This is a genomic window from Mogibacterium pumilum, from assembly GCF_002243385.1.
Classification (GTDB): Bacteria; Bacillota; Clostridia; order Peptostreptococcales; family Anaerovoracaceae; genus Mogibacterium; species Mogibacterium pumilum.
In genome coordinates this window covers 36,240-60,693 of sequence record NZ_CP016199.1, presented here as the reverse complement: position 1 = coordinate 60,693, position 24,454 = coordinate 36,240, and the positions used below count along the sequence as shown (strand labels likewise).

Below are 24,454 nucleotides of genomic sequence, written 5' to 3'. Positions count from 1 at the left end.
AAGATGAACTGGAAGTGTTCAAATCAGCGGTTGATCAGAGCGGATTTATCGATATGATCAACGATTTGATCGCTGACTTCAAGCAGCAGGATTGCTATCTCAATGAACTAGAGTCGATAATCGATGCAGATAGTCACAGCGAACTGCTGGCACATAAACTGCGTGAGCTAAAGCTCATAATCGATGAGTATGAATCTGAACTAGAAGGCAAATACATAGATTCTGAGGACTACATCTCAATGTATGTCTCCTTAATCAGAGAGTCGGAGCTGCTGGATAACCATTCAGCGTGGGTATATGGATTTGACACACTTGCGCCAAAGTCTATGGATGCTCTGATAGAGATGGCAAAGCGTATTGATGTTAATCTTATGGTTAATATCAGCGATTTCGATCTCGATATCAATCTGGTGGCAGCAATGTCCGCCAGGGCGGATTCAGCAGGAGTTAAAATTACAAAGGAGTACGTACCTGATGAATACAGAGCGTACGGACGAGAGACGCTTGACTATCTAGAGGAAAATCTATTTAGAACAGTCTCCAACTCTAGTGAAACTACGCTTAAGATGCCAGATGAGAGCACGGTTAACGATGAAGTTAAACTAATTGAGTGTGCGAACCCGTTCTACGAAGCAGAAAGTGCAGCATCATACATATATGAGCTCATTCGCGACAAGGGATACAAGATGAATGATATCGCAGTAATATGCAATGACGATTCATCTAGGCAGCCGATTATTCGCAGGACTTTTAAAGAGTATGGAATTCCGCTTTTCGTCGATTCGAGAAGGACTATCACCGATTCGATGGCAGCGAGATTTATAGTGAGTCTCCTCGAGTTTGTGCTACACAAATACAGGACTTCGGCTCTATTCGTAATGCTCAAGACCGAACTTACAAGCATTAGTAGAATAGACATAGAGAGGCTCGAGAACTACGCACGCAATTACAAGATTCGCGGCAATATGTGGACTCGCGAGTTTAAGTATGGTCATTTTGATTATGCTGACGAGGAGTTTGAAAAGCTTGAAAGTACGAGAAGCTATATAATGGAGCAGGTTTCAAAACTCGTAGATATAAAAGAACGCTCCGGAACAGTCGCAGAGTTTATCTTCGGTCTTATCAAGATTTTGGAAGAGGAATGGGATCTGCCAGTCAGGCTACAGGCTGTATCTGAAGCCCAGGCTGAAGAAGGATATAACGAAGAAGCGCAGAATACTGCGCAGAGCTACGAGGCTTGCGTTAAGATTCTTGAGCAATTAGCGAATATTCTAGGTGAAGAGACATTCGATAAAGATGGATTTGAAGAACTGCTGCAGCTATATAAAAAAGGACTGGAGTCAGTGGATATTGGAATTATCCCGCCTGCACTTGATGGCATAATTATGGGTTCTATGATTAGAACGAGACCTGGACCGCTCAAGGCTATGGTTGTGCTTGCAGCGAATGAGGGCGTGCTACCCATGGAGCCAAATTCAGAGGGAATATTCTCGGTAGACGAGAAGAAATTCTTTAAGGAACACAATTTTCCAATTGGTCACCTTGATGAACTTAAGATGACGGAAGAGAATGTAGCTATGTACAGGCTTATTTCAAAGCCTTACGAGAGACTATATATTAGTTGGTCGCTGTCTGATTCCGAAGGACAGGACTGTAAGCCGTCTTCTTTAGTTGATGCATTTAGAGCAGCTCTACCGAGTGTGAAAATACACAAAGATCTAATCTCAAGTGGCCTAGGTATGAGTGCTATAAACAATCCAAAGACAGCGATGCGCCATCTACTCAACTACCTGAAGGGTAGAAGGTCTATGGAGCATACTGCTGATGAGAAAAAAACCAAGATGATTACCGACTCGATAATTTCGTGGTATCAGAATAATGAGCCACAAATTCTCGAGACTGCCATGAAGGCAGCTAGAGATGATAACTCTGCAGATCCTATCTCCAGTGAGATGGCAGAGAGACTATTTGCGAAATCGAATGGTGAGTTTTCGTTCTCTCCGACAAGGATTGAGAGCTTCAATCATTGTCCGTTCAAGCATTTTGTATCATATGGACTAAGACCTAGAGAAGACCGGGAATTCAGTGGAGCATCTCGAGAGATAGGGGATATGTATCACGAATGCATCATGAAGGTGTCCAAGAAGCTTGAAGCCGAAGGGCTCTGGGGCAGCATCTCTGATGAAGAGATTGATAATCTAGTGAGAGCTACACTGACAGAAATCGCAGGAGACTATCGAGATGGTCTCTTCACCTCCGATGGTCGCGAGCAGTATAGGCTTGAGAGAGTGGAAAGGGTTTGCTCGCGTGTAGCCGAAAACCTTGCAGAACAGATGAGACTTGGTAAGGTCGAGAAGTCCTACTTTGAAGAGGAATTTAAAAGGGGCAAGCTATTTGCTCCGATTGAGCTCGAGATAGATGGTAAGAAAATTTTTATCGAGGGTAAGATTGACAGAGTCGATGTGTTTGAAGGCGGAGATATCAGAATTATCGACTACAAGACTGGTTCGGATAAGGTGAGCATAGAGCAGATGAGGTGCGGTTATAAAATGCAGCTCATGGTATATATGCAGGGCGCCAAGTCAGAGGATAGGAAGCCTGCGGGCGTTTTCTACTACAACATCAAGGACGTTTCTGTAAGTGTAGAAGGTGCGAAGGATGCGTCGGAAGTGGTAGATAGTGAACTCAAGAAAGGCTTGACACTAAATGGTCTATGCATCGATGAAAAAGATGTCATAGAGGAGATGCCAAGCACGCTGCTCGGTAGCAAGAAGATGATTATAGATCGTGATTTATTCGAACGTATAGAGCAAGATGTGTGCCAGTCGATTCATGATATGAGTGAACAGATTATCGCTGGTGATGTGAGCATATCGCCGACCAAGAAGCGCACTGTTAGTGATAACAAGGGAGAGTGCACATACTGCAATTATAATTCAATCTGCAGATTTGATGTAACGTATAAAGGAAACAAGTATAGGGAAATAGATGGGTAAATTAAAGATTGCATCTATCGGTAGCAGTAGCTCCGGTAATGCGTATATCGTTTCAGATGGTAAGACGAGACTTCTCCTCGATGTAGGGTTGACTGCAAAGCGGATTAAGGAGGGGCTTGCAGAGTGCAAACTCAGCCCTGATAATATCCAGGGAATCTTTGTCACACATGAGCATTTAGACCACGTAAAGAGTATCAGAGCTATTGCCAAGGCTTGTGGCGATGCACAGGTATACACATCGCGAGGAACAGTGAGCAACTGTGAAAAATTTGAATATGTGAAGCCAGAGCGGATTAAATATATGGCTGCACAAGACGTAGTAAGAGTTGGTGATATCTGCGTAAAGGCGTTTTCGCTTTCGCACGATGCCGGTGAGCCGTTAGGATTTAGCTTTATAGCTGATGGAGAACAACTTACGTTGACGACTGATACTGGAATAGTAACAGATGAGATTACTGAAGAAATCTCTAGTGCAGATGCACTAGTATTTGAGGCTAACCACGAGGAGAGCATCTTACAAATGGGTGATTACCCATACTCGTTAAAACGCCGAATCCTCGGAGACTGCGGACATCTATCCAACGTAACGAGCGGGATTGCTCTTGCAAGGGCACTTCTAGCTCGTAAGGAAGTGGGGCAATTAAGCTGTGAGCAGCGAATCATGCTAGCACACTTGAGCTCGCAGAACAACACACCGGATACTGCACTGCTGACGGTCAAGAATATTTTGGACGAAAATGAACTCTGCCAAGGGAGCGATTTCATACTTAAGGTGGCGGCAAAGGACAAGCTGACGATGCTTTAGTCATAGTGAGATAAGCCACAATAATTATAGGGATTTATATGAAGGTAAGGATTATTTGCATAGGAAAACTCAAGGAGAAATACTGGGCGGAGGCTGTAGCTGAGTACAGCAAGCGAATATCAGGATATGCCAATATCGAGATTTTGGAACTCAAAGAGAGCAAGCTTCCAGCAAATCCATCGCCCGCCGATGAGGCTGCCGTGCTGGTTCGTGAGGGTGAGACAATTCTTGGGAAAATTAAGGATAACAGCTATGTTATAGCGATGGAAGTCGAAGGGAAGCAGCTTGATTCTGTAGAGCTATCTAAGATGATCCAGTCTACTTTCGATACCAAATCCTCGACTATAAACTTTATCATTGGTGGCAGTCTCGGACTCTCGGATGAAGTGAAGAAGAGAGCGGACTACGGATTATCATTTTCAAAGCTGACTTTTCCTCATCAGATGGCGAGAGTCATGTTGCTTGAACAGATATACCGTGCCTTCAAGATAAGTAATGGCGAGACTTATCACAAGTAATTTCTCACAGCTTATACGTTGGTTCGTATCACAGATAACATACAAGAATGCCTCCACATTCGTGGAGGCATTCTTGTACTTTTTACTTTATACTTTGCGAACATTATGAGGGTTAGGGATGTCTCGTAATGTCGTAAACGAATTTAATTGCCTATACTAGGCTTCTTTACCATAGGCGCAATCAAAGGTGAGATTGCTGGTATGACGATGCTTGTGAGTATGAGAGCTCCTCCGATTAGACCTGTGGTTCCGAGTCTCTCGTTCAAGAATATGTATCCTAGTATCGCAGTTATGAGCGGATTGAATGCGCAAAACAGTCCTGAAATCGCCGCTGATAATTTACTCTGTGCAACTGGCTGAAGCGTAAAGCCGAAGCAGGTGCACACGATTGCGAGGAATATTATTACGCCCCATGCCGTAGGTGCAGTAGGGAAGCTTGGTTCTTCTACAATCATAGCTACTACAAATGATGAAACGCCTATAAATGCAACCTGTATTATACCGAGCATGAACGGGTCATCGCGCTTTGAAAATCTATCAGTCGCTATTACCGCAAAAGTATATGCCAGTGCGCTAAGTAAGCATATTAATTCTCCTAGAGAAAGTCCTATATGACCGTCCTTGAGAGTTAGAAATCCGACTCCGGCAAGGGCCGCAAGTGCACTGATAATTGCAGATGGCTTTGGGGCCTTTCTAATCAGTATTGCATCCACTAGTGGCACGAAGATAATCGCAGTATTCTCAAGAAACGATGTCGTCGAAGAGTTCGTCATCTTGAGACCAATCAACTCAGTGGTCATCGTCAGCAAGAAGAAAAAACCGATTATCGAACCGTGGATTATAACCTGCTTATTCACATTTTTAATATCCTTTCGGAAGATGAAAAGCAAGATTATAGAGGCAAGTGGGAAGCGGTAGCCGTTCAAAGTGAGCGGCCCCATATATGATAAACCTGTTGTCGCGAATAGGAGCGAGGTTGCACGCAGCGAAATTACTATAAATAGCAGTATCATCGCGCGATTTCTTCTCTTCGTATCCACCTCGGGTCCCCACTTTCTAATGTAAACTGATGTAAGTAAATTATAGTAAAAAAAGTATTTTGATAAAATCGCTAAATAATCAAGCTTATTATGATAAAATGGCAAAGAGTGAATTATGTAAAATTAACTTCGATCATAAGGAGTAAAGACATGGAAGTAGAGAAGGTTAAAGTGCTGCTCAGGGCGCTAGAGCTGGGTAATATGTCTTCTGCAGCCGCAGAGCTAGGATATACGCCATCTGGCATAAGTCGTATGATGGCCTCGCTGGAAGAAGAAACGGGTATACGCCTCGTAAATAGAAATAGAAATGGCATCTCGCCAACTCACGAGTGCAGACAGCTGCTGTCTAGCTTCACTGCACTTGTCAATTCGGCAAATCATCTGGACCAGAATATCGCAGAAATCTGTGGCGTCATCACAGGCGAGGTTCGTGTTGCAACTGCATATTCAACTTATTACAAGTTTCTAACAGATTTAATTAAAGATTTTTGTGCAAAATATCCCGGTATAGCAGTTGATCTTACGGCTGGACGAAGCTCGGCGCTCATGGCGGAGCTTGAACGTGATGAGCTGGACTTTTGCCTTATCAGCCACCGAAATGGTACTTGTGAATGGATTCATCTTCTCGATGACCCATTTTATATATGGGTGCCAAATGATCACCCGGCAGTAGCTGATGGTGTTTACGATATACACAGGATCTATAATGATAGTTACATTGAGCTTTATCCCGGCAGGGAGAGCGATGGGTCAATGATGTTCAAGTCATATGACATCAACCCTCCAATCAGATACAAAACTTCAGATGCTTTTGCCGCATATTCGATGGTTGAGGCAGGTCTAGGTGTAACTACAGTAAATGGAGTCTCTATAAATCAGTGGAATGGTGACGTGACGGCACTGCCGATTTCTCCAAGCTATAATGTACCAATAGGCATTGCGGTTCCTGAAACAGGACGTATTTCACCCGCTGCAAAGAAATTTAGAGATTTCGCACTTGTATTTTTTTCAGAACACAAGCAGCAAATGATGGAAATTATTAATGATAATGATAAAAAATAGTTAAACTTTTATGAGTGCAATTTAGTATTGCCTGATAAGATATGTGGCATAATAATTGTAGATAATGGAGGAAACACATGGATAAGAAACGGAATAAGGATAGAAGTACAGCAGATGAGAAGAATTTAAATCACGTATTTAAGGCGGATAGACCACATAGAAACCGAAGAGATAAAATGGCGAGAATAATGGCGATTTTAATGATTATCCTCATGGTGGGTTTTTCATTCATAACGGCAGGTATATTTCTTTTAGATTAGAATATAATTAAATAGATAAAAATTTGTGTAAAAATTGGTTGGATGATATTCTCTGACAAGGCTTTGACAAGTCAAAGCCTTGTTTTTTTGCCTTTTGCTGGTTTGTAAAGGATTTTAATGAGTGCTATAATTTATATTAAATCACGTCCTATATGATTTTGGGTCTTTTGGCTGATTTTACAGGACAGAAAGGATACGCTTATGTCGATAGCAGGTATTGAAAAGGTTAGAGACGCTGAGACGAAAGCAGCGCGGATTAAGAAATCATCTGAAGAAGCTGCAGCTCAGATCATAGCTGACGGCAAGAAAGAATCTAAGATTCTGCTCGAAGACGCTGACAGAAGAGGTAACGAAGCTTACAAGGCTGCGATTGCATCTGCTGAAGCGAAGGCAGAGGCGCTCTATCAGGAGAAGATAGATGCTGAAACCGCTGTATGTGAGCAACTTAAGGTGGCAGCTAGAGAAAATCTCTCGCAAGCAGCTTCAGCAATCGTCGGAAAGGTAATGGGTACTTATGGCAACGATTAAAATGAAAAAGTTGTCCGTCATAGGTATGAACGATGAGAAGCAGGCGCTGATCAAGGAACTCATGGATCTCGGTGTTGTCGAAGTTACTAAGCCTGAAGACAAGCTTCAAAGCGAAGAGTGGACAAAGCTTGTAGTGAAGGATGGTGACGAAACTGCGGTAGCAGAGTTCGATAAGAAAATCTCCGCTGCTGACTCGGCGCTGTCCCTACTAGATAGGTATGACAGCAGCAAGAAGCCAATGTTCCCAGCTCGTAGAGTTGTTACAGAGGCAGAGTATGGCGAGATTTTAAGTAAAGAGAAAGAGTTTGAGGAGGAAGTTAATCGCTTAAATGAGTACGGCAGTGCAATTGCCGATGCTTATAGCAAGGCGAACTCCGCTGAGGCACTCAAGTTATCACTTGAGCCTTGGAGATCATATGAACTCCCGATTGAGCTCACAGAGACAGGATGTTTAAGTATACGCATCGGACTTATGCCATTGACTACGGACGTTCAGGAGGTTGAGAAGGAACTGGAAGCTGAAGGTCTATCCTCAGTTGTACAGTGCGTTCACAAGGACAAGGAACAGATGTACGTTAGTGCATGGTATTTCAGAGATGATGAAGATGCAGTGCTCGAAATAATCAAGCGCTATGGCTTTACACTCGCTCCGATTGCTGAGCTTGAAGGCACGGCAGAGGAGAACATCGCTAGAGCAGAGCAGGCAATTGCAGATGCTAATAGCGAGAGAGAAGCTCTTGAGCTTAAGGTCAAAGAGATGGAGGGCTCCAGAGTAAACGTCGAGTGTTACCACGATATCATGGTAATTAGCCGCGATAGAGCATTCGTTCGTAGCAGACTTCTCACGACAGAGGAGACGTTCACCTTTGATGGATGGACACCAAAATTCGTTTCCAGCAAGGTTGAGGAATTGCTGGGGAAATACACATGTTGGTACGAACTTACAGAACCCGAGGAGGAAGACGACGTGCCGGTGCGCCTACAGAACAAGAAGTTCTTTGCACCAATCGAATTCATTACGGAAATGTACTCGTTACCTAACTGGAAAGAAATTGATCCGACATCGATTTTCTCAATATTCTATATCATATTCTTCGGAATTATGTTCGGAGATGTGGGATATGGAATCATCTTGTGCGTAATGTCGGTATATGCACTTAAGAAGAACAAGCTGTACGAAGGAGGCGCATATAAACTTCTGAATGTACTATTCTACAGCGGACTATCCAGTATATTCTGGGGCATCATGTTCGGAAGTTTCTTCGGAGACCTCATACCTGTAGTTGCTAAGACGTTCTTCGGCAAGACAGTAGTCATTAATCCGCTATGGCTGGATCCGGCTAAATCGCCGATGATATTCCTCGTATTCTCGTGCGGACTCGGTGTTATACACCTGTTTGTCGGAATGGGAATCAAGGCGTACCAGCAGATAAGGAATGGAAAGTTCCTTGATGCATGTAAAGATGTATTTGCATGGTACCTCATCGTTGCGGGAATCATACTAATACTATTCGGAACCAAGATTGGTCCTGGGGTGCCGGGAATCGGTAAGATTATGGCAATAGTAGGTGTTGTAGCAGCGATTGTCCTTCCGTTCATCACTAATGAGGGAATTACGAAGGGTCTTGGTATCTGGGATATCTACAGTGGATTAACAGGAAATCTGTCCGATATACTCTCGTATTCGAGACTTCTCGGACTTGGTCTAGCTTCTACATCAATTGCACAGGTATTTAACTTCCTGGCTTCGATGGGAGGCAAAAGTGTAGTCGGAGTGGTTATGTTCCTAGTAATTGGAATTTTGGGGCACACACTCAACTTCGGAATCAACGCTCTGGGAGCCTTTGTTCACTCCTGCAGACTTCAGTACGTAGAGTTCTTCGGTAGATTCTACGAAGGTGAAGGCAGGGCATTTGAACCGCTAAACAGGGATACGAAGTATATTAATGTAATTAAGGAGGCAAAATAATGAGTTTAGGTCTAACTTTAGCTGTACTAGGTGCAGCAATTGCGACAATCGCAGGCGTAGGAAGTGCTATTGGTGTTGGTATTGCCGGTGAGGCTGCTGACGGAGTAATGTCTGGTGATAAAGTGAGCTTCGGTTCAACACTTGTACTACAGGCTCTTCCGGGAACACAGGGAATTTACGGAATGGTAATCGCTATCCTGATTCTAACTAAGATTGGAATCCTCGGTGGCAACCTACTAAACGTTTCAACTACACAGGGACTTGCATTCCTATTCGCAGGAGTTCCAATCGGAGTTGTAGGTATCGTATCTGGATACACACAGGGCAGAGCCGCAGCTGCTGGTATGCAGCTCATCTCCAAGAAGGACGGAGCTCTAGGTAATGCTATTATCTACGCTGTAATGGTAGAGACATACGCTATCCTAGCATTCATCATCTCGTTCCTTATGTACAACGGCGTTCAGATTGGTTAATCGCACACAAATCGTTGTAACTAACTTATAGAAAGGGACGGTAAGAATGAGTATAGAGTCTATAACTGAGCGAATCCTAAAAGAGGCTCAGACTTATTCCGACAGTCAGAGAAGAGAGGCGGAAGCAGTTAAAGCAGAAACCCTCAAAGAAGCTCAGGCAGAAGCTGATAAACTACTGCAGAGATTTGAGGCAGAAGCTAAGAATGATGCGGAAGTCCTAGTTAATAGAAGACAGTCGGTTGCAGACCTCGATGCGCGTAAGATGAAGCTCGCTGCTAAGCAGTCTGTTATTGACGAGTGCTACAAAGAAGCAGTTGATATGATTCTTAACCTAGAAACCGGAGAGTATGTCAAGTTCATCTGTAGACAGCTTGGGGCGTACCAGAAGGAAGGTGGAGAGGTTCTGCTCAATCAGTCAGATAGAGACAGAATAGGCGCTGACCTTGTGAACCTGTTCAAAGGCACAGCACTCACACTAAGTGATGAAACCGTTGATATCGAAGGCGGATGTATCCTTAGAAGAGGTAATATCTCATACAATGCTTCTCTAGAGAAGCTATTATCAAATGCAAGAGAAGAGTTGACTGCAGAGGTTGCTGGAATTCTATTCAAGTAATCGCTGTAACCAGAAAGGAGGCGTATTTTGGGAACTGATTTCGTATATGCGAGCTCATATGTGAGAAGCCAAGAAAGCAAACTCCTCTCAAGTGAGCAGCTCCGCAATATGACAGAGTCTAAAAATATCGACGATATATGCAAAGTTCTACAAGATGCTGGTTATGGTTCTGAAGGCAACACTTTAACTGCGGCAAATTATCAGGATGTGCTGAAGCAAGCCGAGGCTTCGTTCTTCGCTGAGGCAAAAGAGCTCAGCAAGAGCAGCGCAGCGCTCAACATATTCTGCTATCCTGCTGACTACCACAATCTAAAGGTTCTACTCAAAGCAGAGGCGCTAGATATTGATAGAGATGAACTCCTCATGGGGAATGGAACTATCAGTGCTAGTGAGATGGTTAAGAGTGTAAAAGAGCGTGAAACAATAGGTCTCACAGAGAACATGGCTAGGGCACTCACTGAAGCGATAGATGTTCATGCGCGTACTAATGATCCACAGATGATTGACTTTGTCTGTGACAAGTATTGTTTTGCAGATATCATCGAAGCAGCTGAACAGTCCAAGAACAGCTATGTAATGGGTTACGTAGCACTATGGATTGATACCATCAATCTCAAGACATTTGCGAGAGTAAAGAAGATGGGGCAGCCTTGGAAATACTTTGAAAATGTATTTATCCCAGGCGGAACGGTAGATGTGCAGGTATTCCTAGGCAGCTATGAAGATGACTTCAAGCAGGCAGCTGAGAAATTCCAGGCTTACGATATCAGAAAGGCGGTAAGCGAGGGAGGAGAGGCAATCGACAATAGCGGTGACTTTACACTTCTAGAGAAGATTTGCGACAACCTTCTTGTGGAATACAGCAGGGAAGCTAAAACCGTGACATTTGGCCTTGAGCCACTTGTTGCTTACCTCATCGCTAGACAGAATGAGATTAAGGCTATCCGCATCGTGCTTGCTGGTAAGCTAGCCAAGATGAGCCCAGAATTAATTAGAGAAAGACTGAGGGAGACTTATGAGTAAGATTGGTATTATTGGTGATGCCGATAGTGTGCTGGGCTTCAAGGTCTTTGGGCTTGATGCATTCGCTTGCAGAAACAAGGAAGAAGCTACAGATATATTGCATAGTATCGTAAAAGATGATTATGGAATCATCTATATCACTGAAAAGTATTACAAAGAAATAGGTAATGAAATCGCAAAATATGAAACCCTTCGTATTCCGGCAATCGTTCCAATTCCTGGAAGCGACGGGAGCTATGGTGCAGGCCTTAACAACGTCAAGAGAGCTGTTGAGAAGGCTGTTGGTGCAGACATACTATTTGGCGATAAATAATGGAGGTAATCATGGAACAAGGCAAAATCGTTAAGATATCCGGACCTCTAGTAGTTGCTTCGGGCATGAGCGACGCAGATATGTATGACGTAGTTAAGGTTGGAAATCAGGGCCTTACTGGAGAAATCATCGAGATGCGTGGCGGAAATGCTTCGATTCAGGTATATGAGGAAACCGCTGGTCTACAGCCGGGCGAGCCAGTTTATTCAACTGGAGCTCCACTATCTGTAGAACTCGGGCCGGGACTTATTGAGACCATTTACGATGGAATTCAGAGACCGCTGTCTGTGCTTCTTGAGAAGACAGGCACCAATATCGCTAGAGGTGTATCGGAGCCAGCGCTTGACCGCGACAAGAAATGGGAGTTCGTTCCAGTTGCAAAGGTTGGAGACGAAGTTTCTGCAGGAGAAGTCCTCGGTACAGTTGAGGAGACAATCGCTGTAACCCAGAGGATTATGGTTCCTTACAAGGTTAGCGGTAAGGTTAAGAGCATTGAGAGCGGTAGTTTTACAGTTGATGAGACTGTTGCGGTAATCGAGGATGTATCGGGAAAAGAAGTCGAAGTTAAAATGATGCAGAGATGGCCGGTGCGAGTTGAACGTCCTTACAAGGAGAAACTATCACCTGACGAACCGCTGATTACCGGACAGAGAGTTATTGATACAATGTTCCCGATTGCTAAGGGTGGTGTATCAGCAGTTCCGGGACCTTTCGGTTCAGGAAAGACTGTAGTACAGCACCAGCTAGCTAAGTGGGCAGATGCGGATATCGTAGTTTATATCGGATGCGGAGAGCGTGGAAACGAGATGACTGATGTACTCAATGAGTTCCCAGAACTCGTTGACCCTAAGACAGGGGAATCTCTGATGAGAAGAACTGTCCTCATCGCGAACACTTCAGACATGCCGGTAGCTGCGAGAGAAGCATCCGTATATACAGGAATTACAATCGCTGAGTACTTCAGAGATATGGGATACTCAGTAGCTCTCATGGCTGACTCAACATCGAGATGGGCTGAGGCTCTTCGTGAGATGTCAGGTCGTCTTGAGGAAATGCCTGGTGAAGAAGGATACCCGGCTTACCTGGCATCCAGACTTGCACAGTTCTATGAGAGAGCTGGAAAGGTTGTATGCCTTGGAAGCGAGGGAAGAGTTGGAGCTCTATCCGCAATCGGAGCTGTATCCCCTCCAGGAGGAGATATTTCCGAGCCAGTATCACAGGCCACACTTCGTATCGTAAAGGTGTTCTGGGGACTAGATGCTAACCTAGCTCACGCTAGACACTTCCCTGCAATCAACTGGCTAAACAGCTATTCGCTATACGCAGATAGACTGAACGTATGGTTTGCAGAGAATGTAAATAAGGAGTTCCCAACTCACAGAGCGAGAGCCCTTAAGCTGCTCCAGGAAGAAGACGAACTGAACGAAATCGTACAGCTAGTCGGAGTAGACGGTCTATCTAAGGAAGACCAGCTCAAGCTTGAAGTCTGCAAGATGATTCGTGAGGACTACCTACACCAGAATGCGTTCCACGAAGTTGATACATTTACATCTACAAACAAGCAGTTTAAGCTTCTAGATCTAATCCTACGTTTCTATGACGAAGGACTTAAGGGCCTTCATGAGCATGCTGACTTTAAGACAATCACTTCTCTACCTTTAAGAGAGGACATCGGAAGATTCAAGTATTTCGAAGAGAAAGACGTTGACGCAGAGTACGCTGCACTTGTTGACAAGCTGGAGGCTTCTATAGAAGAGCTTATTAAGAAGGCAGGTGAACTGAATGATTAGAGAATATAAGACTATTTCTGAAGTAGCCGGCCCTTTGATGGTTGTTAAGGGTGTAGAAGATGTAGGCTACGATGAGCTTGGTGAAATTGAGCTTGCAAATGGTGAGCTAAGACACTGTAAGGTTCTCGAACTTAACGGCACTGACGCTGTTGTACAGCTATTTGAAAACTCCGCAGGAATGAACCTCAAAGAGAGCAAGGTAAGATTCCTCGGTCATGGAAATCAGCTGGGCGTATCTCTAGATATGCTCGGACGAGTATTTGACGGAATGGGCAGACCTATCGATGGTGGAGCTGAAATCATTCCGGAGAGCTACCTAGATATCAACGGACTCGCTATGAATCCGGCTGCAAGAGAGTACCCATCTGAGTTCATTCAGACTGGTGTATCCGCTATAGACGGACTTAACACTCTAGTTAGAGGACAGAAGCTTCCTATCTTCTCAGGATCAGGACTTCCTCACGCTAACCTGGCAGCTCAAATTGCGAGACAGGCTAAGGTTCGTGGAGCTAACAGCAAGTTTGCTGTAGTATTCGCAGCCGTAGGTATCACTTACGAAGAAGCTGAATTCTTCATGACAGACTTCCGTAGGAGTGGAGCTATCGACCGTTCGGTAATGTTCTTAAACCTTGCTAATGACCCTGCTGTAGAGCGTATTGCGACACCTCGTATGGCTCTCACAGCTGCTGAGTATCTGGCATTTGAGCAGAACATGCACGTTCTCGTTATCATCACTGATATTACGAACTACGCTGAATCTCTTCGTGAGGTTTCCGCTGCTCGTAAGGAAGTTCCGGGACGTCGTGGTTACCCGGGATATTTATATACTGACCTTGCTACTATGTACGAGAGAGCTGGTAAGAAGAAGGGAATCGACGGTTCAATCACTATGATTCCAATCGTATCGATGCCTGAGGATGATATCACTCACCCAATTCCTGACCTTACAGGATATATTACAGAGGGACAGATTATCCTATCCAGAGACCTCTATAGAAAGGGTGTTACACCACCAATCGATGTACTTCCATCGCTATCCCGTCTAAAGGATAAGGGTATCGGTGAAGGTAAGACTCGTAAGGATCACGCAGACGTACTCAATCAGCTTTTTGCTATATACGCGAGAGGTAAGGAGTGTAAGGAGCTCATGGCTATCCTCGGAGAAGCTGCGCTCAGCGACGTTGATAAGCTTTACGCACAGTTTGCTGATGAATTTGAGAACAAGTACGTATCTCAGGGATACGAGAAGGACAGATCCATTGAGGAAACACTAGAGGTTGGCTGGGAACTTCTCAGAACAATGCCTAGATCAGAGCTTAAACGTGTTAAGAAAGACTACCTCGATGAATTTTATGAGCAGAAGTAGCTTAGTAAGAAAGGGATGATCTTATGGCAAGACTAAATGTTAACCCAACTAGAATGGTCATGTCTAAGCTTAAAGGGCAACTCAAGGTGGCTATCAAGGGTCACAAGCTCATGAAGGATAAGAGAGATGAGCTTATGCGAATCTTTCTTGATCTCGCTAGAGAGATTAAAGCACTTCGTGAAGAGGTGGAGCCAATGCTCGAAGAGGTATATGGAAGCTTTTCTGTAGCACGTGCCGTAATGACACCGGAGATGCTGGAGGAAGCTCTAATGTATCCTAAGCAGAGTGTAAAGCTCGTTGCGACAGAGAAAAACGTAATGAGTATCGACGTTCCATCCTTTGATTTTGAGCAGGAGAACACACAGACTGGAAACGTATATCCATATGGATTTGCAACCACTTCAGGAGAACTCGACAAGTCTATCGAGAAGCTGTCGATTCTATTCCCTAAGCTACTTCAGCTTGCAGGTATGGAGAAAGAAGCTATGCTCATAGCTGATGAAATCGAAAAGACCAGAAGACGTGTTAATGCTCTTGAGTATGTCAAGATACCGAATTACAAGGAGACCATCAAGTATATCAAGATGAAGCTTGATGAGAACGAAAGAGGTAACCAGACAAGGCTCATGAAAGTTAAGGACATGATGCTGCAAGAGAGTATCGAGCAGCAGCGTGCCAAGGATGCTGAAATTCTCGCCCAGATGGCAGAGTAAGAGCCTAGGCATAACAATCTAATAAGGAATGAGTGAGATGCGGATTATCTGTATCTCACTTTTTTAGTGGCAAGTAATGATTTTAGCTAGCAAAGTATTCAAATACTCCTAGTGAAGAATGTACATTATTTGTACATGAAAATATATTGACATGTGATATTAAAGTGATATCATAATTATATAAATAATATAACAAGTACGACGGGTATAGGGGCTCAGCATATAATCGTTCGTATGGTAAAAGCGATAAATGCGGTGAAAGAGCCCTGTATAAGACTACGTAAATGTGTCTGATATCATAACTCTGAAAGGAGGATGAAATGAAAAAGGTAGTAACTTATGTAAAAGATCATATCCCTCTAAGGCAGGTTATTCCATTAATTCTGCTAACGATAATGTTCCGATTAGCTATAGGGGGGCTATATGCGTTTTCCGTAAAAACTTATATGAATGTTTATAGTAGTGACAATCAAAGTGCATATGTATCCGGCTTAAATATAGTGCTTACGGGATTTGGTGTGTTCATGTGTTTATACTCTATAATTATCTATATTGTTGAGAGGCGCCACCATCTGCCATTTTGGTATGGGAAATGCCAGAGCGCGGGATCTAATGCAAATGCAGTTTTCGAAGCAGCTATTGGAATGTCTTTATTACGTCTGTCGCCAGCTGTAACAGCAGCCCTTGCTATGTTGTTTATTATTATATTTACGGTAGTAAGCAATATTACAGCTAGGAATAGGGAAGATTTAAGTGAAAAATATATTGGGCATGTTGGAAGAACGATAACCGATTTGAAACTCACGGGCAAGGTTGATTTTGGAGACGAGGTTCTACATGCTATCAGTAGAGAGGTTATTCCTATAGATACAAAAGTTAAAGCTATAGATATTGAAGGGTATAATATCGTAGTAGAGGCGTTTGCAAACGAATAACGATAAAAGAGCTCCAAAGTTTATCTCGGAGCTCTTGCTTGTATATTTTATGTATATATTTTGTGCATATTTTTTAAATATATGTTGATTTAACTGGTTAGCTGAGTACGGAAATATCAATTCCTTCTCTTCCAGAAAGAAAGTCTTTGATGAGAGCTAGTACTAGTTTCACTCCTCCCTCACTGCCAGACTCAACATTTAGAGGCATTACTGGGTCGTGAAGAGATTTTCTAAGCAAAAACCAGCCATCGTGACCATCAAGGCTATAATTGATGCGGACTCCTTCATAGTTAGGTAGTTCGAGCGATAAGCCTTCAGTCTGTTCTGCCCAAACTTTCATATCATCGAGGATATTGTCTCCAACCTCACCGAAATTGTCTGTGGTTAAATTAAATCTAATTTCTACTGATTCAGCGGGCTCGGCAAGTGCGGTAATCATGTAATCGATGCCTTTGCCTTCCTTCTTAAGGTTAGCTGCATTGATAATAATCTGAACTGCAAGGAATGCACCGTCATCCAGATAGTAGTTGTCAGAGTAGGCTGCGTGACCCGAAGTCTCGATAGCGAGAAATGCATTTTCTCCATCTTTTGATAGTTCAATAGCTTTGTTTATAACGTTCTTGTAACCCCTCTTGTACCTGAAGTGCTTTAAACCGAGTTTGTCCTTGAGAAATGTGTGCAGTTCGTTGGAAGTGATGCTATCAGTAACGACAGTACCGCCAGGATAATCATCTGCACCGATTGCCGCGGCAAGAGCAACGATTGCATTTCTGCTGATAGGCTTACCTTCAGAAGTTACGGCTGCACTTCTGTCAACGTCCGTGTCAAATATGATTCCGAGGTCAGCGCCAGTCTCACGCACCTGCTTGCAAATCGACTCCATAGCTTCTTTGTTCTCAGGGTTTGGCTGGTGGTTAGGGAAATTGCCATCTGGATCGAGGAACTGGCTACCACTTATATCAGCACCGAGCGGAGCGAGGACGTTATTTGCAAAGAAGCCTCCAGCACCATTTCCCGCATCGACAACGATTTTCAGATTGCTTAAATCACCGCCAACTCCCATGCTAATCATCGAACGGAGGTGAGCAGCATACATCTGCATGAGATTCACACTCTCAGCGTTGTATTCAAAAGGAAGTATATGTGCGCTTGCCGCATACTCGAGGACTTCCTTGATATCTGCTTTGTTGAGGCCGCCTTCTGCGGTGAAGAACTTGAATCCATTTCTGTTAAATGGCAAGTGGCTCGCCGTAACCATTATCGCTCCATCGAACTCGTAGTACGGCATAACCGTCGACATGTACATTGCCGGTGTAGAAGCGAGTCCTGCATCGCTAACCTGTACGCCGAGATAAGCCATACCCGACATGAGTGCATCGGCGAGGTCTGGACCTGTAATACGAGGGTCTCGACCAACACATATCTTGAGATCAAACGAATTCTTTCCCGTCTTGAATCCTAACCAATGCGCAAAAGCTGCGCCTATCGCGAGTGCGTTATATCGCGTCAGATTTACATCTTCCCCCTCAACGCCGTTCATCGCAATTCCACGAATGTCGCTACCGTTTTGGAGCTTTAAAATTTCCTTACCCATGTTAATATTCTCCATATGTTAGTTTTATGAATCAGTATTTAATATGTAGCTGCAGGCTTCAATAGCTACAAACTATATTAATGAATATATAAAATAAATCGAAATAAATTAAATTCTAAATTACTAATATTATACAGAAAAATAGATGTAGTGGGCTATGAACTTAATGATATTATAAATATAAATAACAAGTTTGAAATTAAGGCAAAATATAATTATGATTTACATCTTTATAAATGTAGTGTATTTTCACTATATAAATATATGTATTTTCAGATTATTGTGAATTATGTGCTAGTAATATATAATTCAATGGAATGCACTGTAATCTAAATATATAGATTTAGACATTATCAGTGGCAATATTTTTAATTCAATATTGAATTTTGCTTTTATCGTCGATTATTTATATAAATAATTCTGCGGAATTTGACAACACAATGATGCCTATGATGTACAATGTTTCGTTTGATATAGCTGCAATTTTTATAATACTAATAACTGCTTCTTTCATGACAGTGCGAAATGACATGCAGATACTTGAAAATCGAATATTTTTTTCGGTTTTGATTATGCATCAACTATCAGCGATTTTTGATATTGTTAGTTCAGTTGTTAATTCATATATTGATTCATATTCGCTTCTAACGAGGAGTATTCTAAACTATTTGTACATCATTACCCATGGAAGCGAGCCAATTATATTTACAATATTTATTGTTGTATCTCTTAAGTTGTATATAAATGCAACAAAATTTCAAAAAGTGCTGTTTTTTGCTCCTGCAGTTTTGATAATGGCATCAACACTACTGCTTAATCCTATTACTAATTCCGTTTTTTACTATGATGACAAAAATATTTACCAGCATGGAGTGGGAATGTATATATATAATGCGGGTGCAGTTATGTATATGCTTATGGCCATTATGATAGTAATCAAACATAAGAAGCTCATAGTAAAGGCACAGCGGAGACTACTGCTTATTATGCTTGTTTTTTCAGTGGTTCCTATTGTAATTCAACTATTCTTTATGAAACACCAGCTTATTGAGCTATTTTTTCAGGCGTTGGCACTGATGTGTCTGTCCTCATCTATAGATAGCCTTGACAATATATATGATTATACTACAGGAATTTTTAATAGGTATTCTTTTGTGAAAAATTCTGTGCTATGTTTTGATAGCCAAGTTAGTGCAGATGTGATTCTCATCAAACTCTATAGGAAGGAATTCTTTCGAGCAGCCTCGAGCGGAAATTCGAAATTTAATCTTTTACTATCATTTATTGGCAGCAAACTCAAGACAATTTCACGCAGTTCAAGAGTGTTTTACTGTGAAAGAGGTGTCTTTGCTATTGTAGTTGAACCGGAGGCAAAGAACGAAGAGGATGAAATGATTTCCGATATTAAAATATTCTTTAATCAAAGAATTAAGTATCGCAATCAAGAAGTAGAGTTTCCTGTTCAGATTTGTAAAATTACTCTCATGCACGATGTAAAAACGCTAGCAAACCTTATGGATATTGTGGATGATCCTTATATAAATGCAATTGAAACTATCAATGAAATTTCAGCTGAAGAGGCAATATCATCTCTTGTGAGATCAACTCCATATATGTCGGTAAATGAAATTCCACCAAGTCTTCGTGAGGCGCTTGATGAATTCTTGAAGAATCTGTCTTCGCTTACGCCTCAAGAGAAAAAAATATTCTATGATTATGCATGTGAATGTAATGCTGCAGAAATAGCAGATTTAGAGTTTATTAGCATAAACACCGTAAAAAAGCACACGAAGAACATATATCATAAGCTTGGAATCAAGTCTAAAGAAGAGATTGTCATGTATGTAAAGCTATTTGATAGGTGTGGCATGACAGAGGAATTGAAAGAATTGCTAAATCAAGTCTACTATTAAGTAGTGTCAGTAATATTTAGCGAAAAGTACCCTTAGGGTACTTTTTTAAATTTGGTATAAAAGATAACCTATCATTAATAGGATGGTAATTCGGTGTAATACAAGAAATCAGTTATTGAGAAGATTTATGAACTACCGAACTGCCGTATTTTGTAGAAAGAATAGTTAGAATTATAGGAGGTAACCCATGGGTTTTATTCAAGCAGTCAAGGGCTCTATAGGCGGAACTCTAGCAGATCAGTGGAAGGACTTCTATGGTCCTAAGTCAAATGTATCTGCAACCGCAGGCGTATTCCCTGGTGTTCCGATGGGAACAAATAAGGGGAGAGGCGCTAACTACAAAGGAAGTGAAAACATAATATCTAATGGCAGCAAGGTAGTAGTTCCGGAGGGAACAGCGCTTATTACCATGCAGGATGGTGCAATCACAGGAATTATAACTGAAGCCGGTGGCTATGAATATTCAAGTGATAATCCTAATGCGAAGTCCATATTTGCTGGAGACAGCCCGATGGATGCACTTGTAAAGCAGTCATGGGAGCGGTTTAAGTTTGGCGGTATTCCAGGAGCACAGCAGCTTGTATTTTATGTAAATATGAAGGAGATTCCTAACAATAGATTTGGAACACAGTCTGAAATCTATTGGGATGATGCATATTTCGGAACACAGGTTGGTGCAGTTACAAGAGGAACATATACGCTCAAGATAGTAGATCCTGTACTATTCGTAAAGAACTTTGTTCCTGTGTCATATGTTTCGCCGAATGCACCTGAGTTTGACTTTGCTGATATGGATAATCCTGCAGGAGAGCAGCTGTTTAATGAGGTAGTAGGAAGTCTGTCTGCCGCATTTTCGAATTATACAAATGACCCTTCTAAAGGAAATAGAATGAGTAAGATTCAGGGCGATCAAATTGGTTTTGCACAGGCTCTTTCGAAGGCCGTAGATGATGCATATCAGTGGCGTCAAGATAGAGGGCTTGAAATCGTAAAAACTGCTATTATGTCTATCGAATACGATGAAGATACAAAGCTTATGATGAAGGATGTAAAGCGTGCAGATGCACTCTCTGGTGCTCGTGGAAATTCCTTTATGCAACAGTCTGTTGCTAGAGGAATGCAGGCTGCAGGAGAAAATGGTGGTGGTGCAAATATGGCGTTTATGGGCATGGGAATGGGTGCTGCTGGAAACGTAATGGGAGGAATGCAACAGCCTAATAATCAAGGTACATATCAGCCAGGCTTCGGACAACAGCCACAGCAACCGCAGCAGCCACAGGATCAGATGTATGGACAGCAGCCACAGCAACCGCAACAGTCACAGGATCAGATGTATGGACAACAGCCACAGCAATCACAGCAGTCACAGGATCAGATGTATGGACAACAGCCACAGCAGCCTCAACAACCTGTAGACTCTACTGCAAAGTTGATTGAGATGAAGAAGCTTCTTGATGCAGGTGTAATAACACAAGAAGAATTTGACAGAATTAAGAGGCAGCTTCTCGGATTATAAAGTATATGAATTATGAACAAGAAGTTATTTTGAGGACATAGGAGGAACAGAAAATGGATAAGAATAGAAGAGTACAACTTATTGTAATTGCTGGTTTAGTGTTAACGATTATTTCCTTATTCCTAACACTGTATAAAGCATCTTTTTTAGGTGAAAATGTGAGTGATTCTATCTACAATGCATATAAGAGCCAAGGACGAACGGGAACAGTTTTTCTCTTTCTGATAGCTCCTATTTTGGCAACTTTGTTTGTGCTACTTAAGAAAAGAATTCCTGTAATAATATTCGGACTTCTTCAGTGTGGTCTTTGGGCTTTACTTACATCCACATTTAAGGATGAGTTCAAAGGCTATAAAGTAGAATTTAGCTATGGACCTGGATTTTATGTGGGTCTAATAGGTGCAATTGTTATAGTTGTGGGCGGTATTGTAGCCATAGCGACAAAAGCGTTTAAAAAAGAAGAGAAGTAATATATCGTTTAACTATAATTGATACAATATTTTCCGCTTGTGGTATAGCATTTTTACGACGCATATAGTGTCGTATGAAGTGGTTAAAGCAGTTAACAAAAGGTTAATATATTCATAATTCATATTACTAATACCAATAGGGATAAATTATAGTTTAGCTTTAACCTGCTAATCATAGCATTCTGCTGTGCCACAAGCGGTGTATTTGTTCAATAGATGGGTAGGAAATTTGCTCAAGAAAGTACATTTTCCGATACCTTCTCTATAACCAAGGAGACGGATATGATAGATGATAAAGATTATGTAGAGACGATAATTGAGGGAGAGGGCTCTGTTTACCAAGATAGCCACACTGAAGAACAATTAGGAGACGAACGAAAAGATGGTCAGATTAAGTGTCCTAAATGCGGAGCTACTGATATAGAGCTTAATCCGACTACAGGGAAACTTCGATGCAACTTCTGCAGGCATGTATTTGAGCCTGAAGTTGTTGAGCAGCCTGATAATATAGCTGAACTGGAAGGAATTCATACCTCAAAAGGAGCATCAGATATTATAGCCGATGCAGAGGATGTGTTGACCCTTAAGTGTGAAAGTTGCGGTGCTGAAGTAGTTATAGACACAGCTTCTGCAGGGCAGGCTAGGTGTCACTGGTGCAGAAATATGCTATCAGTTAACTCTGCCGTTCCTAATGGTGCGGTTCCGGATGTCGTACTTCCTTTCAATGTAACTAAAGTCGATGCACAAGCGAAAATTGATGAGTTTGTAGGAAAGCGAAAGTTTTTTGCACATCCGCGGTTCACCAAAGAGTTTACTTCTGAAAATATCTGTGGAGTATACTTCCCTTATATGATTATAGATGTAAATGCTCACTCACATCTCTCGGGTACAGGAGAAAAGCTTGTTAGAAAGTACACTGTAACGAACGGTGATAAAGAAGAGGATCGCTATGATGCTGATGCATATCACGTTGAACGTGATTTTGATATCGTAATAGACGATCTTACGGTTGAGGCAAGTGCCGATAAACTGAATGTTTCTTCAAATGAAAAGACAACAAATATCATAAACTCGATTATGCCCTTTGATACTGATAAATGTGTTGAATACAATGCAAATTATCTCCGTGGGTACACCTCGCAGAAACGTGATGTCAATATCGATCATATAAGGGATTTGGTAAAAACTCAGTCTAACGATATTGCTAGATTTGCTGCGAATGACACTTTGAAAGAATATGATAGAGGTGTTGCTTGGGACGTTGATAAATTCGAGGTAAAGGGCGAGTCTTGGAATGCCGCATATCTACCCGTATGGTTATATAGCTATATGCAGGTTAAAGGCAAAAAGAATTTACTCCACTATGTTGCAGTTAATGCTAGAACGAAGGAGACTATGGGAAGTGTTCCTATCGATATGACTAAACTGTGGATAGTATCAATAATAATTGAGTTATTCGGAGGTGCTTTGGCTATATTACTGGGAAGTGATTTGGTGAAATGGGATTCTGATTATCGCTGGGCGCTTCTTTTGCCGGGAGTAATATTCTTTGCTGCGATGTATTCAAGGTATAGGAATGCAGGTGCACGTCATACATATGAGAAGGAAACAGTCAAGGAGATGAGCAATGTTTCTATGGTAGATGAATTCACTGAGCATAGGCGAGGTCTTAAGGATGAATACATAAAAGGAGTTAACAACAATTCGGTAAAAGGTAGTAATGTCAAAGAGCTATTGCCTGGGATAAAAGCTGATAGCCTCTCGTCGGTAGTCGGGGGAGTGTCTAAAATAAAAGGTATGATTGATGATATTGACGACCTTAATAAGTAGATGCTTTCTAGTTGTTCAATTTGACTAGGAGTAGCACAAATAATCTACATGCTTAGTTAACATTATGTAAATGGACGCTTAAAACATAGTTATTGATAACTGGTGACAAAAGTCACCAGTTTTTTATAATATGACGGGCATGCCGTCAATCTGTGGTGAAAGTCCACAAGGGGTGTAGCCAGCGACGAACCACAAAGCGACTCCTGAGGTTCAAGTCGCGAGGCTTGGGCGAGAAGAAGGGATAGCTAAAGCACAGCCTGACGAACAGGAACCTAATACCAAGGCGCATACGGCGGATAAGTGGACTATAAGTCACGAAGTCCAAAAGGTAGTCGTAACCTGTATGCGTAGATTAGGCAGGTAGATGAGGAAAGAATGACGACTTATCCCGTGAGGTCTCGTGGACGTCACAGCTGTAGTAACAACGAACCACGAGAAGTCAGCGAAGCCATAGTAGTTATGAAGTATCTGTAATGGATATGGAGCGAAGGGCTGAACAACCTAAAGTCAAATAGAACTCTGATGGCAAGAATCCATGTCCAACGAGGAGCAAGTAGCTAAGACATAACAGAACGAACGCTTCATAGGAGGTAGGACAGAGGGCGCAAGAGCAGAGGAAGGAAAGGAGACAATCTAAACGAGGACTCATAAGCTATGTAGATTACTCTTTAGGTTGAACCGCCGTATGCCGAACGGCACGTACGGTGGTGTGAGAGGGGCTACA

Annotated in this window: 21 protein-coding genes; 19 read left to right on the top strand and 2 right to left on the bottom strand. The window is 42.3% G+C overall.

Going from position 1 to position 24,454, the window contains the following annotated elements:
* The 3 genes from AXF17_RS00260 to rlmH all read left to right on the top strand — a co-directional run.
* The coding region (locus AXF17_RS00260; RefSeq protein WP_094233279.1) for a PD-(D/E)XK nuclease family protein at window positions 1–2,996 on the top strand (2,996 nt) is incomplete at its 5' end.
* Window positions 2,989–3,801 carry an MBL fold metallo-hydrolase gene (locus tag AXF17_RS00255; protein ID WP_094233278.1) on the top strand — a complete coding sequence of 271 codons (813 nt, stop codon included), beginning with the start codon at window positions 2,989–2,991 and terminating at the stop codon, window positions 3,799–3,801. The genes AXF17_RS00260 and AXF17_RS00255, both read left to right, overlap by 8 nt.
* Before the next feature lie 38 nt (window positions 3,802–3,839).
* Complete coding sequence (gene rlmH, locus AXF17_RS00250) at window positions 3,840–4,319, top strand: 23S rRNA (pseudouridine(1915)-N(3))-methyltransferase RlmH (protein ID WP_094233277.1); 480 nt, start codon at window positions 3,840–3,842, stop codon at window positions 4,317–4,319.
* A 143-nt stretch (window positions 4,320–4,462) separates the two neighbouring features.
* Here rlmH and AXF17_RS00245 read toward each other — a convergent pair whose 3' ends face one another.
* The gene (locus AXF17_RS00245) at window positions 4,463–5,332 is read right to left on the bottom strand and encodes a DMT family transporter (protein WP_094233276.1); all 870 of its coding nucleotides are present in this window, start codon (window positions 5,330–5,332) and stop codon (window positions 4,463–4,465) included.
* Window positions 5,333–5,509: 177 nt separating this feature from the next.
* Between AXF17_RS00245 and AXF17_RS00240 the strand changes: the two genes are divergently transcribed.
* From AXF17_RS00240 to AXF17_RS00185, 12 genes are all read left to right on the top strand, one after another.
* On the top strand, window positions 5,510–6,421 hold the full coding sequence (locus tag AXF17_RS00240) for a LysR family transcriptional regulator (RefSeq protein WP_169711281.1): 912 nt from the start codon (window positions 5,510–5,512) through the stop codon (window positions 6,419–6,421).
* Between the two features lie 77 nt (window positions 6,422–6,498).
* Window positions 6,499–6,681 (top strand): DUF4044 domain-containing protein, encoded by a 183-nt coding sequence (locus tag AXF17_RS00235; RefSeq protein ID WP_094233274.1) that lies wholly within the window; start codon window positions 6,499–6,501, stop codon window positions 6,679–6,681.
* A gap of 201 nt (window positions 6,682–6,882) precedes the next feature.
* Window positions 6,883–7,209, top strand: a complete 327-nt coding sequence (locus AXF17_RS00230) for a hypothetical protein (RefSeq protein WP_094233273.1) — start codon at window positions 6,883–6,885, stop codon at window positions 7,207–7,209.
* Window positions 7,196–9,178 carry a V-type ATP synthase subunit I gene (locus AXF17_RS00225; protein ID WP_094233272.1) on the top strand — a complete coding sequence of 661 codons (1,983 nt, stop codon included), beginning with the start codon at window positions 7,196–7,198 and terminating at the stop codon, window positions 9,176–9,178. The genes AXF17_RS00230 and AXF17_RS00225 overlap by 14 nt, the downstream gene beginning before the upstream one ends.
* Window positions 9,178–9,651 carry a V-type ATP synthase subunit K gene (locus tag AXF17_RS00220; protein WP_094233271.1) on the top strand — a complete coding sequence of 158 codons (474 nt, stop codon included), beginning with the start codon at window positions 9,178–9,180 and terminating at the stop codon, window positions 9,649–9,651. The genes AXF17_RS00225 and AXF17_RS00220 overlap by 1 nt, the downstream gene beginning before the upstream one ends.
* Before the next feature lie 46 nt (window positions 9,652–9,697).
* On the top strand, window positions 9,698–10,267 hold the full coding sequence (locus AXF17_RS00215) for a V-type ATP synthase subunit E (protein WP_094233270.1): 570 nt from the start codon (window positions 9,698–9,700) through the stop codon (window positions 10,265–10,267).
* A 27-nt stretch (window positions 10,268–10,294) separates the two neighbouring features.
* Window positions 10,295–11,290: a V-type ATP synthase subunit C gene (locus AXF17_RS00210; RefSeq protein ID WP_157682497.1), complete on the top strand. Its 996-nt coding sequence runs from the start codon at window positions 10,295–10,297 to the stop codon at window positions 11,288–11,290.
* A complete protein-coding gene (locus tag AXF17_RS00205) occupies window positions 11,283–11,603 on the top strand; it encodes a V-type ATP synthase subunit F (protein WP_094233268.1) in 321 nt (106 codons plus the stop codon). The genes AXF17_RS00210 and AXF17_RS00205 overlap by 8 nt, the downstream gene beginning before the upstream one ends.
* An 11-nt stretch (window positions 11,604–11,614) precedes the next feature.
* On the top strand, window positions 11,615–13,393 hold the full coding sequence (locus AXF17_RS00200) for a V-type ATP synthase subunit A (RefSeq protein WP_094233267.1): 1,779 nt from the start codon (window positions 11,615–11,617) through the stop codon (window positions 13,391–13,393).
* On the top strand, window positions 13,386–14,759 hold the full coding sequence (locus AXF17_RS00195; protein WP_094233266.1) for a V-type ATP synthase subunit B: 1,374 nt from the start codon (window positions 13,386–13,388) through the stop codon (window positions 14,757–14,759). Before AXF17_RS00200 ends, AXF17_RS00195 begins: the two co-directional genes overlap by 8 nt.
* 23 nt (window positions 14,760–14,782) lie before the next feature.
* Window positions 14,783–15,472 carry a V-type ATP synthase subunit D gene (locus AXF17_RS00190; protein WP_094233265.1) on the top strand — a complete coding sequence of 230 codons (690 nt, stop codon included), beginning with the start codon at window positions 14,783–14,785 and terminating at the stop codon, window positions 15,470–15,472.
* A gap of 320 nt (window positions 15,473–15,792) precedes the next feature.
* Window positions 15,793–16,407: an NfeD family protein gene (locus AXF17_RS00185; protein WP_094233264.1), complete on the top strand. Its 615-nt coding sequence runs from the start codon at window positions 15,793–15,795 to the stop codon at window positions 16,405–16,407.
* Between the two features lie 97 nt (window positions 16,408–16,504).
* Here the strand turns inward: AXF17_RS00185 and AXF17_RS00180 are convergent, their stop codons facing one another.
* Window positions 16,505–18,001: a phosphohexomutase domain-containing protein gene (locus AXF17_RS00180; RefSeq protein WP_094233263.1), complete on the bottom strand. Its 1,497-nt coding sequence runs from the start codon at window positions 17,999–18,001 to the stop codon at window positions 16,505–16,507.
* A gap of 794 nt (window positions 18,002–18,795) precedes the next feature.
* Between AXF17_RS00180 and AXF17_RS00175 the strand changes: the two genes are divergently transcribed.
* The 4 genes from AXF17_RS00175 to AXF17_RS00160 all read left to right on the top strand — a co-directional run bounded on the left by AXF17_RS00175 (window position 18,796) and on the right by AXF17_RS00160 (window position 23,730).
* Window positions 18,796–19,914, top strand: coding sequence for a helix-turn-helix transcriptional regulator (locus AXF17_RS00175; protein WP_207651563.1), 1,119 nt, complete (start codon window positions 18,796–18,798; stop codon window positions 19,912–19,914).
* Window positions 19,915–20,101: 187 nt separating this feature from the next.
* The gene (locus AXF17_RS00170) at window positions 20,102–21,430 is read left to right on the top strand and encodes an SPFH domain-containing protein (RefSeq protein WP_094233261.1); all 1,329 of its coding nucleotides are present in this window, start codon (window positions 20,102–20,104) and stop codon (window positions 21,428–21,430) included.
* A gap of 53 nt (window positions 21,431–21,483) precedes the next feature.
* On the top strand, window positions 21,484–21,900 hold the full coding sequence (locus AXF17_RS00165) for a recombinase (RefSeq protein ID WP_094233260.1): 417 nt from the start codon (window positions 21,484–21,486) through the stop codon (window positions 21,898–21,900).
* A 282-nt stretch (window positions 21,901–22,182) separates the two neighbouring features.
* Entirely contained in the window at window positions 22,183–23,730 is a 1,548-nt protein-coding gene (locus AXF17_RS00160; RefSeq protein WP_094233259.1) for a TFIIB-type zinc ribbon-containing protein, read from the top strand.
* Window positions 23,731–24,454: the final 724 nt, after the last annotated feature.